This is a genomic window from Methylophaga sp. UBA2012, from assembly GCF_002335235.1.
In the GTDB taxonomy this organism is placed as follows: domain Bacteria; phylum Pseudomonadota; class Gammaproteobacteria; order Nitrosococcales; family Methylophagaceae; genus Methylophaga; species Methylophaga thalassica.
Genome location: NZ_DDCG01000015.1, coordinates 26,436 through 41,910 on the forward strand (window position 1 = coordinate 26,436; position 15,475 = coordinate 41,910).

General features: G+C 45.8%; 14 protein-coding genes. 12 read left to right on the forward strand and 2 right to left on the reverse strand.

Annotated features, from left to right (window positions below; all coding sequences use genetic code 11):
- Positions 1–99 precede the first annotated feature (99 nt).
- Genes B2248_RS11975 through B2248_RS11990 form a run of 4 tightly spaced genes read left to right on the forward strand, consistent with a single transcriptional unit; the run spans position 100 to position 3,964 of the window.
- Positions 100–1,512 carry an ethanolamine ammonia-lyase subunit EutB gene (locus B2248_RS11975; RefSeq protein WP_273180952.1) on the forward strand — a complete coding sequence of 471 codons (1,413 nt, stop codon included), beginning with the start codon at positions 100–102 and terminating at the stop codon, positions 1,510–1,512.
- Complete coding sequence (eutC, locus tag B2248_RS11980; RefSeq protein WP_007144053.1) at positions 1,505–2,371, forward strand: ethanolamine ammonia-lyase subunit EutC; 867 nt, start codon at positions 1,505–1,507, stop codon at positions 2,369–2,371. Before B2248_RS11975 ends, eutC begins: the two co-directional genes overlap by 8 nt.
- A gap of 55 nt (positions 2,372–2,426) precedes the next feature.
- Positions 2,427–3,794, forward strand: coding sequence for an ammonium transporter (locus B2248_RS11985; RefSeq protein WP_273180955.1), 1,368 nt, complete (start codon positions 2,427–2,429; stop codon positions 3,792–3,794).
- A gap of 2 nt (positions 3,795–3,796) precedes the next feature.
- Positions 3,797–3,964: a hypothetical protein gene (locus B2248_RS11990; protein WP_007144051.1), complete on the forward strand. Its 168-nt coding sequence runs from the start codon at positions 3,797–3,799 to the stop codon at positions 3,962–3,964.
- 128 nt (positions 3,965–4,092) lie between these two features.
- Here the strand turns inward: B2248_RS11990 and sbmA are convergent, their stop codons facing one another.
- Entirely contained in the window at positions 4,093–5,325 is a 1,233-nt protein-coding gene (sbmA, locus tag B2248_RS11995) for a peptide antibiotic transporter SbmA (RefSeq protein ID WP_273180959.1), read from the reverse strand.
- Between the two features lie 499 nt (positions 5,326–5,824).
- On the opposite strand from sbmA, the gene B2248_RS12000 reads away from it, so the two are divergent.
- From B2248_RS12000 to B2248_RS12010, 3 genes are read left to right on the forward strand one after another with little or no spacing between them, the layout of a single operon-like run.
- Positions 5,825–6,106 (forward strand): DUF3649 domain-containing protein, encoded by a 282-nt coding sequence (locus B2248_RS12000; RefSeq protein ID WP_273180962.1) that lies wholly within the window; start codon positions 5,825–5,827, stop codon positions 6,104–6,106.
- On the forward strand, positions 6,103–7,743 hold the full coding sequence (locus B2248_RS12005; protein WP_273180964.1) for a PepSY-associated TM helix domain-containing protein: 1,641 nt from the start codon (positions 6,103–6,105) through the stop codon (positions 7,741–7,743). The genes B2248_RS12000 and B2248_RS12005 overlap by 4 nt, the downstream gene beginning before the upstream one ends.
- The gene (locus B2248_RS12010; protein WP_273180966.1) at positions 7,740–8,075 is read left to right on the forward strand and encodes a DUF3325 domain-containing protein; all 336 of its coding nucleotides are present in this window, start codon (positions 7,740–7,742) and stop codon (positions 8,073–8,075) included. Before B2248_RS12005 ends, B2248_RS12010 begins: the two co-directional genes overlap by 4 nt.
- Before the next feature lie 29 nt (positions 8,076–8,104).
- Here the strand turns inward: B2248_RS12010 and argH are convergent, their stop codons facing one another.
- Complete coding sequence (argH, locus tag B2248_RS12015) at positions 8,105–9,487, reverse strand: argininosuccinate lyase (protein ID WP_007144045.1); 1,383 nt, start codon at positions 9,485–9,487, stop codon at positions 8,105–8,107.
- Positions 9,488–9,609: 122 nt separating this feature from the next.
- On the opposite strand from argH, the gene hemC reads away from it, so the two are divergent.
- The 5 genes from hemC to B2248_RS12040 are packed head-to-tail and all read left to right on the forward strand — an operon-like array spanning position 9,610 to position 15,268.
- Positions 9,610–10,539, forward strand: coding sequence for a hydroxymethylbilane synthase (gene hemC / locus B2248_RS12020; protein ID WP_273180970.1), 930 nt, complete (start codon positions 9,610–9,612; stop codon positions 10,537–10,539).
- On the forward strand, positions 10,523–11,281 hold the full coding sequence (locus tag B2248_RS12025) for a uroporphyrinogen-III synthase (protein WP_273181016.1): 759 nt from the start codon (positions 10,523–10,525) through the stop codon (positions 11,279–11,281). The genes hemC and B2248_RS12025 overlap by 17 nt, the downstream gene beginning before the upstream one ends.
- Position 11,282: 1 nt before the next feature.
- On the forward strand, positions 11,283–12,314 hold the full coding sequence (locus B2248_RS12030) for a uroporphyrinogen-III C-methyltransferase (protein ID WP_273180973.1): 1,032 nt from the start codon (positions 11,283–11,285) through the stop codon (positions 12,312–12,314).
- Positions 12,311–13,507, forward strand: a complete 1,197-nt coding sequence (locus B2248_RS12035; RefSeq protein ID WP_273180976.1) for a heme biosynthesis HemY N-terminal domain-containing protein — start codon at positions 12,311–12,313, stop codon at positions 13,505–13,507. The genes B2248_RS12030 and B2248_RS12035 overlap by 4 nt, the downstream gene beginning before the upstream one ends.
- 18 nt (positions 13,508–13,525) lie before the next feature.
- Positions 13,526–15,268 (forward strand): monovalent cation:proton antiporter-2 (CPA2) family protein, encoded by a 1,743-nt coding sequence (locus B2248_RS12040; RefSeq protein WP_273180979.1) that lies wholly within the window; start codon positions 13,526–13,528, stop codon positions 15,266–15,268.
- Positions 15,269–15,475 lie beyond the last annotated feature (207 nt).

Consider the following 15,475-nt stretch of genomic DNA (forward strand, 5'->3'; position numbering starts at 1 on the left):
TTCGATAGTCACCCGGTATAAATCTCGCAAGTTCATTTTAGGAAACTTTGTTTACTTAAAGGCAAAATTTATTCCAAGTAATCGGAAATAAAGCAGTTTATGACACAGACATATCGTTACCAATTAGGCACCAAGACCTATCAGTTCGCTGACTTAGCCGATCTGATGGCAAAAGCCACGCCTGCACGTTCGGGCGATCGTCTGGCGGGTGTCATTGCTGAAAGCGCAGAACAACGTGCTGTTGCGCAATTATTGTTGTCTGAAGTGCCTCTTAAAACATTTCTGAATGAAGTCCTCGTGCCTTATGAAGAAGATGAAGTCACACGACTGATTATTGATGAACATGATGTGAATGCGTTTGAACCCATTTCACATATGACGGTAGGTGATTTCCGTAACTGGTTATTATCAGACAAAGCCAGCAGTGAAATGCTGAGTCAGATACGCGCCGGTGTAACGCCTGAGATGGCCGCCGCCGTTTCTAAAATCATGCGTAACCAGGATTTGATTCTGGTGGCACAGAAGTGCCGGGTCGTGAGTGCCTTCAGAAGCACGATTGGTTTACCCAAACGCTTATCAACACGCTTACAACCCAATCATCCTACCGACGACGTCAATGGTATTGCGGCCAGTATTCTCGATGGTCTGTTGTATGGTGCCGGTGATGCCGTTATCGGTATTAATCCCGCGACAGACAATGTCGCTCAGGCAACTCGCCTGATGCAGTTGATGGATGAAGTGATTTCACTCTATGAAATTCCTACTCAATCCTGTGTTTTAACACATGTCACTAACACGATTGAATGTATTGAAAACGGCGCACCAGTGGATTTGGTATTCCAATCTATTGGTGGCACAGAAAAAACCAATAGCAGCTTTGGTTTTAATTTAGCGACCTTGGCTGAAGCACACCAAGCTGCGTTATCTTTGAAACGAGGCACGGTCGGTCAAAATGTCATGTATTTTGAAACTGGGCAGGGCAGTGCCTTATCAGCCAATGCGCATCACGGTTTGGATCAACAAACCTGTGAAGCCAGAGCCTATGCGGTTGCCAGAAAATTTAATCCTTTACTGGTGAATACAGTAGTTGGCTTTATCGGCCCTGAATATCTGTTTGATGGCAAAGAAATTACCCGTGCAGGTCTGGAAGATCATTTCTGTGCCAAGTTACTTGGGCTGCCAATGGGGTGTGATGTTTGCTACACCAACCATGCCGAAGCCGATCAAAATGATATGGATAATCTGCTGACGTTATTAGCGACAGCAGGGTGTTCGTTTGTGATGGGCATTCCGGGCTCTGATGACATCATGCTTAATTACCAAACCACCTCATTCCATGATGCGCTATATGCGCGCCGGGTCTTAGGTTTAGGTGCTTCACCTGAGTTCGAAAAGTGGCTGGAAAAAATGCAGATCATGACCGATGCCAGTCATGCCAAGTTATCAAATCAGTTACCGCCGGCCTTTGCTGGCACTCTCAGGGGCTTAGCCACAGGAACCAATGATGGTTAAGACCGAACGACTCACGCCTATCAGAAAAAAAACGGATGACGCTGTTGTCACGGATAATCCTTGGCGTCGTCTGCGTGAGTTTACGGATGCCCGTATTGGCTTGGGTCGTGCTGGTGTCAGTACACCGACCCGTGAATCTCTCGAATTTCAATTAGCTCATGCCCAGGCACGTGATGCCGTGCATACCGAGCTGGATTTTGCCGGTTTACAGCAAGACTTAGTCGCCTTGGCTGAAAAATACCCCGTATTAAACACCGAAACACCTCTGGTACTGCACAGTCTGGCAACGGATCGAATGACTTATTTGCAACGTCCGGACTGGGGCAGACAGCTTGATGAAGCCAGTCTTGCGGCACTTAAACCACACAAAGCCATAGAACCCTACGATTTAGCCATTGTGATTGCCGATGGTTTATCCGCCACCGCGATTAAAGAAAACGCTGTGGTGTTTATTGAAACCTTAGTGCAAGCCATGCAAGGCAGTGAAAACGCTTACTCACTGGCCCCCATCGTATTGGTCGAACAAGGTCGTGTTGCCGTGGGTGATGATGTCTGTGAAGCCTTAAATGCCAAAGCGGTGTTAGTACTGATTGGCGAACGTCCGGGATTAAGTTCACCCGATAGTTTGGGTCTGTATCTGACCTGGGCGGCGAAACGTGGCCTGACCGATGACAAACGTAACTGTATTTCCAATGTAAGAAAGGCGGGACTTTCTTATTTTGCTGCGGCTCAGAAAAGCCTTTATTTGCTGACTGAGGCCCGCAGACTCCAGTGTTCTGGCGTTGCTATCAAGGATCGCTCTACCGATAAGATTATTGATAGCAACGCCGTTCAAACCAGCTTTTTGCTGGATAAGTAGCGCCAACCAATAAAGGTGGATGTGTATTAATGTTAACTAATAAGAGGATAGTAAGATGGACAATGCGCCAACGCTAGAATCCTTGCAAGCGGCACTCGATGCTCAGCAAGCGGTTTTTCAAATGCATCAGTCTATGAATGTCGAAGTGTTCTATTGGTGGTGTACCGCCATTATGATCATGATTCATGCTGGTTTCTTGGCCTACGAAATGGGGGCTTCACGTAGTAAAAATGCTTTAGCGGCAGGTATTAAAAATATTCTCGCTTTAGCGGTCATTATTCCCACGTTTTATTTGTTTGGCTGGTGGATTTATAACGCTTTCCCGAACGGCTTTATTCCAATTGATGCTGCAGGTGCATTACCTTGGGCGAAAAGCATGGGACCTGATGTTACCGATATGGGCACAGGTATTTTCTGGGCAGCGTTTGCCATGTTTGGTGCCACAACCGGTTCGATCTTGTCCGGTGCCGTTATCGAACGGATTCGTGTCAGTGCGTTTTTGATTCTGACAGTATTCCTGGGTAGCGTGGTCTGGATTCTGGCCGGTGCCTGGGGTTGGCATCCAGATGGTTGGTTACTGACGAAGTTGGGCTATCACGATGTTGGCGCATCAGGTGTGGTTCACGCTGTCGCTGGTTTCTTCACATTGGGTGTACTGATTAACTTAGGTCCACGTGTGGGTAAATTCATCAACGGTGTGGCTCAAACTATCGCACCTCATAGCTTACCGATGACATTAATCGGTCTGATGATGATTATCTTTGGTTTCTTCGGATTCCTGGGTGGCTGTATCATCTTCAACGGTGGCGAAACAGGCTGGACAACTATTTATAACAACCCAACTAACTTATCTGCGTTTGCATTCAATACGCTGATGGGCTTTGCGGGTGGTGTACTTGGTTGTTACATGGCTAGCCGTGACCCATTCTGGACAATGTCTGGTGGTCTGGTCGGTATCATCTCTGTAGCCGCTGGTTTAGATCTTTATGATCCTGAATTAGCGTTCATCATTGCTGTAGTGACCGGTATCATGGCAGTTAAAGTCGCGAAAATCGTTGAAAACTTTGGTATTGATGATGCAGTAGGTGCGGTAGCAGTACATGGTTTCACCGGTGTGTGGGCTGTGTTCTTAGTGGGCGTATTTGCTTATGGCATGCCGAATGTGGGTGATTTGCCACCTATCAGTTTTGTCGGTCAAACCATTGGTGCCATCGTAATGGCTGCAGTTGGCTTCATCCCAGGTTATGCGATCTCTTGGGTACTGAAAAAAGCTAATGCATTACGTGTACCTAAAGCAGCTGAAGAGCTGGGCTTAGATGAAGTAGAAATCATTGCTAAACCATATCCAGAAGCGAATGGCGTACCAGCAATAACATCAAGTGACGTGCCAAACAAATTGGCTAATCCAGAACCAGGAGTGTAATTATGGGAACATCAATTAGTTCATGGGAAAATGTAGGGGCTTACTTTACTTTTGCTGATAATCCAATTGCTTTAGGTTTATTCACTATCTGTGCTGCAGCCATTGTTGTTGCGCTGATTGCCTCAATCGCTAAACATGAAAATGAAGCATTTGAGAAAATCGAAAAGTAAGTCAGACTGAAACATGACCTAGTCATGTGATGAATAAATAACCCCGATCTTTATCGGGGTTATTTTTTTGTTTCAAGCGGTGACGTTGATAGGACCTTTTAAACGACGCCATTCCATCTCGACGTGATTTACGATGTCACCTGCTGATCAATTTCTGGTAACGGTTCATTGTTTATCGACGCTTCAAACGATTTTAAACGTTTATAAACCGACAATAGTTCAACGATAGTCGTCCATGAGTTCACTAAATACTGGAATGATGAACTGACCTGACTGAATGCCGTTAAAATCTGCTGCAAAATACCAAAAGTAATGGCTCCGGCAGCGATCGTAGGCACTAATATTACATAGGCAAAAATATTATCTGCCTGCAAGTACATGCTGCGGGCCACATTGAAGTACATATAGTGAATGTACAACGTGAAATAGTTTTTACGCACATCGGCAAACAGTTCTCTCAAGCTCATCGGTTGAGCACGTTGGTGGTCATCTTCACCATAAACCAGTTCTTTACGATAGGCGGCTTCTACACGCTGATTTTTGAATTCTAAGCCGGGTAATTTGATACCAACCAGTGCTAATAAGCCTGTGCCGAAGATCGACCAGACAAGAGCGGCGACAAATAAGGGATAGGCGATTTCACCAACTAAAGGTAACTCTTTTACATATTGTGATAATGACCAAAGCACGGGTAAAAACGCGAATAATGTCATCAGGGCATCAATCAATGCGACGCCCAGATTTTCCATAATCGTCGCGAAACGCATGGTGTCTTCCTGAACCCGTTGCGAAGCACCTTCAATATGACGCACCTTCCCCCATTGTTCTGTGTAGTAGTCATTCATGGCGGTGCGCCAGCGGAAAATATAATGGCTGACTAAAAAACGGGTCATCACAAAAATGAATACCGCTAAAAAGGCGATTTCCGCGAAAATGGCAATCAAGTCATATAACTGATCGACTGAAACACCCCCCGTGGGTGATAAGGCATTTTGTACCGCATCAAAAAACGGTCGACGCCAATTATTTATCGCCACCGATACCTGTACAGAATAATAAGTTGAAAAGAAAATGACCGCTGAACCGATGACCGACCACCATTGCCAGCGACTTGGTGCCTTGATAAACCAAAATGCAGCAAAGATAGCTACAGAGACAAAATAGAATAGGTAAAAGGTTAAAAACTCATTGGTAACAAAATGCCGTAAGCCGATGATTTGTTCAGCATCCGGGTTAACTGCTAACCCAATAGCAGCAGATATATCTGCTCCAAAAGCCACCCAAATAAAGGCGGAAAATGCTAACCATAAAATAACTGATGGCCAAAACCAGGGAGAGTTGGGAAAGAAAGATTTAAACATAATCAACCTACGCTTATTTTTTGTGATGCAAATTATGGCATGTTGACAGCATGTTTAGATGCTTTATTCATCCATCTGTGAAGTCTGTATTCAGGTCTCTGAAATTAAACATAAAAATTGCAGATAAATTCGGACTCGCCAGGCTTTATCTTCGTGACTAGTTGATAACCGAATAGTGCTGAAGCATTGGAAATGACATTTTAGAGATAAACAAACACGGCTTTACAAGGACAAGCATGAACTGAGTTTGCTAAAAAAGAATGTTTTTCAGTTAATCTAAATGCATATGATTATTATTTGATGATAGTATTTAGATGATAAATTTAAGCCTGTTAAATAAAAGTGGAAAAATATTGCACTTTTTTTGACGCTCATACGACATAGGTGATGAGGGGCGTTTGTGTTCTCTCATCCAAAGTCCTTGCTCAGCTGCCCTTGATTAATGACTGTTTACCCTGATAAATGAATTTGAATCAGTAACTTGAGAGTTACCTCTACTATGCAATTACCATATCCAATTAGAATTATTTCTTTGGTTCTGGCCGCCACAATCGGCGGATATTTTTTAACGTCTGCCGTTATTATTTTTTTATCGGCTATTGTGCCTATGGATAAACCCGATGCCATCGTTGCCAGCAGTTTATTTAGTTATGCCATTTACACGGCAGCGGTGATTTGGATCTTTGTTGTCAGAGATAGTAAGCGTGCCTGGTTGGGGATGTTAATACCAACTTTGATGTTCGGCGGTGCAGGTTTACTCATTTCGAGGATGGCGTCATGAGTGAGTTAAATCAACCGGCAAAGGAACAAGAGTCTTTCCGACAAGCGATGGGCTGGCTGCATACCTGGGGGGGACTGGTCGCAAGTTGGGCACTTTTCACCATTTTTCTGACCGGCACCATTGGGGTGTTTGACGAAGATATCACGCATTGGATGAAACCTGAGGTGACGGCTGTGTCAGATTTTGATCCAGCGGCCATGACGGAACAGCAACGTGTTGCTGCCATAAAAAAAGCTCAGGCCTATCTACAAGCGCATGCTTCTGACAGTCATTTCTGGAGGATTGGCCTGCCAACAGAAACCGACCCAGGAATCCGCGTTTCATGGCGTGATCAGCAAAATGCAGCTCAAGACACCTTACTCAGCCTGAAGACAGGTGAACCTATGCCCGTCGTCGAAAACCGTGAAACAGAAGGCGGCCATCATTTTGTACATATGCATTATGAGTTTCATGCAGGCATGGCCGGCATCTGGTTTGTAGGCTTTTTCACAATGATCATGCTGGTGGCCCTTATCAGCGGCATTATTATTCATAAGCGTATTTTTAAAGATTTTTTTACATTCAGACAAAATAAAGGGCAGCGTAGCTGGTTAGATGGACATAATGCTTCGGCCGTCTTAACGCTGCCATTTCAGCTAATGATTGCCTATACCGGATTGGTGATCTTTTTATCGATCTATATGCCTGCTGGGGTATTAGCCAACTATAGCAATCCACAACAGTTTTTTGCTGAGTTGCTTGACGAACCCATGCACAGACCGGAAACAGGTGTGCATGCCGATGTCGTTGACTTATCCGTTTTATTCCAGCGAGCAGAAGTCATGATGGGTAAACCTGGGCGGTTTATGAGCGTTGAGCATCCTGGTGACAGTAGTGCCGTGACTAAAGTATTTGGCTGGTTTGATGAGAAGGACTATTACGGTCAATTATTGAGAGATGAAATCGGTAATGTGCAGTTTGATGCAACCAATGGCGATGTGATGAATCTCAACCCGCCCGGTGAATACGATAAAGGCACACCGATGGCAGTACAACGTGTGATGCGAATCATGCATTTTGCCAACTTTGGTGGTTATAGCGTGCGTTGGTTGTATTTCATTATGGGCATGGCCGGAGCTTTGATGATGGCAACTGGTGCCATTTTGTTTTTGGTCAAACGTCGACAAAAATCATTGAATGAGTTTGGCGCACAAACCGCACGGGTTTATCGAGTGATTGAGGTGCTGAATATTGCTGCCATTAGTGGTTTAGCGGTGGCTTGTATTGGGTATTTCTGGCTGAATCGATTGATTCCTTTCGATATTGCTGATCGTGCAGCCTGGGAAATAAAAGGCTTTTTCTATCTGTGGTTATTGATGTTAGTCCATTCAGCCTGCCGTCCCGCAACGAAAGCCTGGCTTGAGCAATGGAGCTTATTTACTTTACTTGCCTTATTGCTGCCAGTGATGAATCTCATCACCACGGGACATTGGCTGGTGTCGTATTGGCAGACCGGTGATTGGGTTAGTGTTGGCTTTGAGCTAACGGTGCTGGTGTTTGGTTTGATGAGTCTGGGACTGGTGTTATTTTTACGCCGTAAATTAACTGCAACTGAACGCTATTCTCAACCAGCAAAACCTTCGGAGGCCATATCATGAGTGTGGCGATGATGATGAGCGTGGCTCTGTGTTATGCCGCCATGAGTGGTTTGAGTCTGGCGATGCCAAGACATTTGATGGATGTGACTGATAGACGTTTAACTGCTACACAGATACGGGTTTTACGCTGGACAGCAAGTCTTGTGCTGATATTAGCTTATTTACCGATGTGGCAGGTTTGGGGGGCGGGAACAGGTTTTGTCGTTTGGGTCTCTGTATTATCCGTGACCTCAATAGTATTAGTCTTGCTTTTGTCCTATGGGCCTAAGTGGGCAGTCAGAGTCGCATTTTTGATGATGTTGTCGGCCAGTTTCTTATGGTTGATGCAGTAACCGGTCGTTACTGCATCAACCTAGATAATTTAGCGTTGACGGCGTGCTTTTTGAATAGCCGCTTTGACTTGTTCAGGGGCGGTGCCACCCAAGTGATTACGGGCGGCGACTGAACCTTCCAATGTTAATACTTCAAACACATCTTGTTCGATGTTGGCTGAAAACTGCTGCAGCTCTTCCAACGTCAGTTCTGACAAATCTTTTTTATGCTTGATGCCATAGGCCACTGACAACCCAACCACTTCGTGAGCATCACGGAATGGGGTGCCTTTACGCACCAGATAATCTGCCAGATCGGTGGCTGTGGCATAACCACGTAATGCAGCCTGACGCATATTGTCAGCTTTGACCGTAATAACAGACATCATGTCGGCATAAACACGCAGAGAACCTAATAAGGTATCGATGGTATCAAACAGCGGCTCTTTATCTTCCTGATTGTCTTTGTTGTAGGCTAATGGCTGGTTTTTCATCAAGGTCAGCAGATTGAACATATTGCCGTAAACACGACTGGTTTTACCGCGGATTAATTCAGGCACATCCGGATTTTTCTTTTGCGGCATGATCGATGAGCCGGTGCAGAAGGCATCACCTAAATCAACAAAATCAAACTGCGCCGATGACCAGATAATTAACTCTTCTGAGAAGCGTGATAAATGCATCATCAGAATCGAGGCGAAGCTATTGAACTCAATCGCAAAGTCACGATCACTGACTGCATCCAACGAGTTTAGACAGATACGATCAAAGCCTAATAAGCTGGCGGTCATCTCACGATCAATCGGGAATGTGGTACCTGCGAGTGCTGCAGCACCTAATGGCAGGCTGTTGACGCGTTTGGCACAGTCTTCAAGACGCTCGGCATCTCTGACTAACATTTCATACCAGGCCATCATATGGTGACCAAATGTGACCGGTTGTGCTGTCTGTAAATGAGTAAAGCCGGGCATGATGGTGTCAGCTTCACGTTCAGCGACATTCAATAAGGCTTCTTGCAGGCGATTAAGCTGCTGACCGATAGGATCAATCATATCGCGCAGATAGAGGCGCACATCAGTGGCCACCTGATCATTACGTGAGCGGCCGGTGTGTAGTTTTTTACCCACTTCACCAATCAGGGCGATAAGACGTGCTTCGATATTCATATGCACATCTTCCTGAGCGATAGACCATTCAAAGTCACCACTTTCAATTTCTTGTTCGATTTGTTGCAAGCCAGCGATAATCTGATCGCGTTCTTCGATAGTCAGCACCTTCACTTCGGCCAGCATGGTGGCGTGCGCAATTGAGCCGCGAATATCTTGTCGGAACATGCGTTGGTCAAATTGCACAGAGGCGGTAAATTCTTCGACAAATTTGTCGGTAGGCTGCGTTAGTCTGGCAGATGAGAGTTTTTTATTGGCTGTAGTCATATCAATCAGATCAGGCTCGTTGAAAACAGGGCGTCATTATAACGCGGATAGTCGAGAGTCAATGCGTGAAATGCTAGAATCGACTTTATTTATTAACGACAACGCTGAAGTGACCTTATTCCATGACTAAAAGAATCGTTCGTATTGCCACTCGCAACAGTCCTCTTGCCATGTGGCAGGCTGAATTTGTGAAATCACGCCTCTTAGAATTACATCAAAATATCGAAGTAGAACTGATTGGTATGAAAACCCAGGGCGACATCATTCTTGATACGCCACTGGCAAAAGTAGGCGGCAAAGGGCTCTTTGTTAAAGAACTGGAACAAGGCATGTTGGATGGACGCGCCGATATCGCCGTGCACTCGATGAAAGATGTGCCGGTTGAGTTTCCGGAAGGTTTACATCTGCCTGTTATCTGCGAGCGCGAAGATCCGCATGATGCGTTTGTTTCCAACCATTACCAGAGTATTGATGAATTACCGCATGGTGCGCGCTTAGGAACATCCAGCTTGCGTCGTGAATGTCAGGTGCGCACCCACCGCCCTGATCTGGAAGTGCTGCCTTTACGCGGTAATGTAAACACCCGTTTACGTAAACTCGATGATGGCGAGTTTGATGCGATTATCCTGGCAATGGCCGGTTTGAAGCGCTTAGGCTTTGATGACCGTATCCGTAGCGCTTTAACGCCGGAACAAAGTTTGCCAGCCATTGGACAAGGCGCATTAGGCATTGAAACCCGAGTTGATGACGCAGAAATGAACGCGCTTATTGCGCCATTACATTGTGATAAAACCGCTGTTGTCCTGCGCGCAGAGAGAGCCTTGAACAAACGTCTGTCCGGCGGTTGTCAGGTACCGATTGCCGGTTATGCGATGTTAGATGATGACAACGTCTGGTTGCGTGGTCTGGTCGGTCAGCCGGACGGCACCAATACGGTCACTGCGGAAGTTCGTGGTAAAGCGGCAGATGCCGAAAAACTGGGTATTCAAGTCGCTGAAATGCTGCTGGCGAAAGGTGCAGATAAAATTCTGGCAGATGTTTACGGTGAATAAAGCACCTTTAGCTGGGCAACAGATTCTGGTGACCCGCCCACAGCATCAATGCCAGACGCTTGCCGATTTGATTGAAAACGCGGGTGGCAAAGCGTTGATTCTGCCAGTGATTGATATTGAACATATCGCACGAAAAAATTGGCAGACAGAGAATATCGAACGTTTTGACTGGCTGATATTTGTCAGTCGTAATGCCGTAGAAAGTTTTATGGCTGGTTGGGGGGATGAATTGCCTCAGCCGTGTCAGTTTGCCGCAGTGGGTGAAGGTACAGCGCAAGCCATGCGCGAGCATGCTATTCCTGTTGATTGTCAGCCAGAAATATCTAACGGCAGTGAAGGTCTGTTGCAAATGCCCCTAATGCAGGCTGATAAGGTCAGTGGTAAACATATTCTCATTGTGCGGGGTAACGGCGGCAGAGAACATATGGCCGATACCTTAACCGCCAGAGGTGCTAAGATTACTTATGTTGAAGTTTATCAACGTGTTTTAGCCAAGCCGACAGCCACAATGCAAAAGCAAGCCATGTTGGCGGATAAAGTCATCTGTACCAGTGTGGCGGGTGTTGATAATCTTTGTAGTATCTTTATGAATACATGGCCAGGTTTGTTAGATAAACCATTGACGGTGGTCAGTGATAGGATAAAACAGCACGCCTCCTCACGAGGCTTCAAAACCATTCATGTATCAGCCGATGCCAGTGATAATGCAGTTGTTGATACTCTGATAAATATGGACGATTAACATGGCAGATAACGACGCAAAGCAAACGATAGATAACAATGTGCAGGATGCTGAGCTGCTTGAAAAGAATAAACAGGATGATGCCAAAGTCTATCGCTTGATATGGATTGCGCTTGTTGTTGTCGTACTACTTTCCGCTGTCAGTATTGGCTGGTTTTATCAGCAACTCCAGCAGCAGGAAGCCGATATTCAATCTTCGCTGACCGAGTTATCCAGCCAAAACGGTGACTGGCAATCAAAGTTAGAACAGCACAGGCAGCAGTTAGGTCGGCTTGATAGTGACCAAAAACAATTAGCGGAAAAATTACAGCAGCTCACTGATAAACAACAGTTATCCAATGCTGAGCTGCAAAAGCGGTGGGCATTGCAGGAAGTCAAATACCTGCTCAATGTCGCCAACCAGCGCGCTGTATTAGCACATGACGTGGTTGGAGCCATCCAGGCTTTGATCATGGCAGATAAACAACTAGAAGCACTTTCTGATTATCGACTTCATCCTCTGCGCGCTGAGATTGCAGAAGAATTAATGTCATTACAATCACTGACAACTCTGGATATCCCGGGCATGGCGATTCAGCTACAGACATTGGCTGCCCATGTCGACAAACTGCGAGTTAAAAAAGGGCCAGAAGTTGATTTCTCTGAGTCTCCAGACACGGCCGATATTACCAGCACAGAAACGCCGGCATGGAAACAAGCCATCTCAGACATTTGGCAACAATTGCGCTCTTTAGTGGTGATTCGCCATGATCAAACTGGTGAAGCGGCTGTACTGGCACCGGAACAACGCTACTTCCTCTATCAAAATCTGCGTTTACAATTGGAAAGTGCACGTCTTGCCTTACTGAATGCTGACAATAATAGCTTTCAGCACAGTTTAAAAACAGCCATTACCTGGCTGGACCAATATTTTACCGGTGAAGAACGTGATGCCATGCTGGCTAGCCTTAATTCACTGGCTGAACAGAAAATTGACGTGTCTATTCCGGATATTTCAGGCTCGTTGAACTGGCTAGAGGAGTATCAGCAATGAAAATGCTGATCATTATCGCTTTAGCATTAGCATTGGGTGTTGCTGCAATCTGGGCGGCCGATTTTGAACCAGGGTTTGTTTTACTGCAATACGGACAGTGGAGTCTGGAAACATCATTAGTTGTATTTACGGCTATTTATATCCTATTAGTGGTGGCGGGGTATTTAGCATTGCGCAGTCTGGTGTTGTTAAAACAGACGCCAAAAAGAATTAATGCCTGGAAGACAACACAAAGACAAAAGCGGGCTAATCGAGCTTTAACCCGTGGTCTGATCACACTGGAAGAAGGACGCTGGACAGAGGCGGAACGTATTTTGGTACGTCATGCCACACACAGTGAAACACCATTACTTCATTATCTGGCGGCGGCGAGAGCGGCGCAAAAACAACAAGCACCAGAACGTCGTGATAACTATCTACGCCTGGCCCATGAAACCACCGAAGGCGCTGATATTGCCGTCGGGGTGGTTCAGGCAGAGCTACAATTATCGGCCGGGCAAAAAGAGCAGGCGCTCGCGACACTTCAACATTTGCGTGAAGTGGCACCGAAACATCCTTATGTTTTGCAGTTATTGCAGTCTCTCTATCAGGACATGGATCAATGGCAGGAAATGCAATCGGTATTACCCGATTTACGTAAACGCCATGTGTTGGAGCGTAATGAAGTCGCAGCTTTGGATCAGGAAGCAGCTGTAGGTCAGTTACAGATGGCATTAGCCAAACAGGACTGGCAAAAAATGGCTGAGGTGTGGGAAAAATCATCCAGCAAAGCACGGCAGACAGAAGCCATGCTTGTGCCTTATGTAAATGGGCTAATTCAGCAAGACCAGGAAGAGCAGGCCATTGCCCAGATTGAACAGTTTATGCGCAATAGCTGGAGCGATAAGCTGGTGTATCTCTATGGAGTACTGACGCAGGGTGACTTGCTGGCGCGTTTAGCGATGGCAGAAAAGTGGCTTAAAGCCAATCCGGATAATGCCTGTTTATTACTAACCGTTGGGCGTCTGGCGAGAGCCAACCAGTTATGGACAAAGGCGGAAGAATATTTACAACAAAGCATTCGCTTAGATGCCAAAGGCGAAACTTATCAGGTCTTAGCTGAAGTGCAATTGGCGCTGGACAAAAATGAAGCTGCTGCAGATACCTATAAGCAAGGACTGACATTGATGCTTAGTTCTGATGCAACGATTTAATTAACAAAGGGATAATTTGTGCAAGAAGCGGGTGGCGATTATCTGGTAGAAATTCTGGCCTTATTATTGGCCACGGTCATTATTATTCCTACATTCCATGCTATTCGGCTTGGTGCGATTCTGGGGTATTTAACCGCAGGTATGATTCTCGGTCCTTGGGGCTTGGGTGTAATCACCGAAGTTGAAGATATTCGGCATTTAGCTGAGTTTGGCGTTATTTTTCTGCTGTTTGTTTTAGGGATTGAACTCAAGCCGGATAAACTCTGGCAAATGCGTAAAATGGTGCTGGGGCTCGGGCTTGCTCAGGTGTTGATTACCGCAGGTGCCATTTATGGCATTGCCATCTGGTTAGGGCTGGATAATCACAGTGCCATTATCATTGGTTTTGGTTTAGCCCTGTCATCGACCGCTTTTTGTTTGAAACTATTGGCTGAACGTGGCGGTATCTCCACCGTGATGGGGCGCATGTCCTTCTCTGTGCTGTTATTGCAGGATATTGCCGTCGTGCCATTATTAGCTTTGGTTTCCTATCTCGCTGTGGGTAACGGTGCCGAAGTAGTTGGTCCAGATGTAAATCCGCTAATCGGTATTCTGGTGATTATTGCGCTGCTGTTTGCCGGGCGTTACCTGTTGAATCCGGTATTAGCTAGAATTGTTGCCAGCCAGGATCCGGAAGTGTTTATTGCTGTCGCGGTACTGTTAGTACTGGGCGTTGCCTGGATTATGCAAAGTGTTGGTTTCTCGATGGCGCTGGGGGCCTTCCTGGCAGGTGTGATGTTGGCTGAATCACAATACCGACATCAGATAGAAGCCGATATTCTGCCTTTCCGCGGTATCTTGCTTGGACTGTTCTTTATGACTGTCGGCATGGGCATTGATTTCAGTCTGTTATGGGATCGTCTGGGCGATATCCTACTGCTGACCTGGGGCCTGATGACCATTAAGACGGTTGTTGTCTATATCCTGGCCCGTATTACCGGTGCCCGTCATGATATTTCCTTACAAACAGGGGCCTTGTTATCTCAGAGCGGTGAGTTTGGTTTTGTTCTGTTTAGCTTTGCGGCATCGTTGGGTTTATTAGAAGCACAAGTCAGTGACATTTTGACGCTGGTGATTGCCTTAACCATGGTGTTAACCCCCTTTGTTGTAAGGGCGACCAATTACTTATTACTGAAATTCTATACACCTGATGCAGAAAACGATGAGGAAGATTACACCACCGAGTTTGTTGAGCATGATCAGGAGCACGTTATCCTAGCGGGCTTTGGTCGTGTTGGTGCCCGTGTCGGTACCTTGCTGGGTGCTGCCGGCGTTCCTTATATTGCTTTGGATATGCGCCAACATCGGGTAAAAGATGCCAGGGCACAGGGGTTCCCGGTGTTTTTTGGTGATGCCAGTAAGGTCAAAGTATTACAGGCCGCGGGAGCCGATCGGGCCAAGATGATTGTGGTCACGCTGGATAATCCGACGCAGGTAGATAGATTGGTAGCTCAGGTACGCCAGTATTATCCAGATATGCCGATCCATGCGCGCGCGCGCGACAGAAAACACTGTGCAGAATTAATCACTCAGGGTGCAACCACCACCGTTTCAGAAACACTGGAAACCAGCCTCAGGCTGACAGAAGAGGTGTTATTGGGTAGTGGTGTTGAAGATACCGTTGCTGCCCGGGTTATTAATGAATTCAGGGATGACTACTATTCGAATGTGGTGAAAAAAGTCACTGAAAATAAAGTCGTGCTGGGTGAATTAAAACATTAGGCTATTGAGCCTTGGCCTGCTTTTTCTGTTGTTCAGTATCACGTTTTATTATCATCTCTTTACCGTTCAATAAACGCATTCCTAAGATAATTAGGAATGTTTGATGTTAATAAATGCTTTTTTATGTTTGCAAATGTTAATAAGTATCAATAAGATTTGTGCTCAATTTCTTTAATAGGCTTGGTGCACATACATTGTGAATACAAA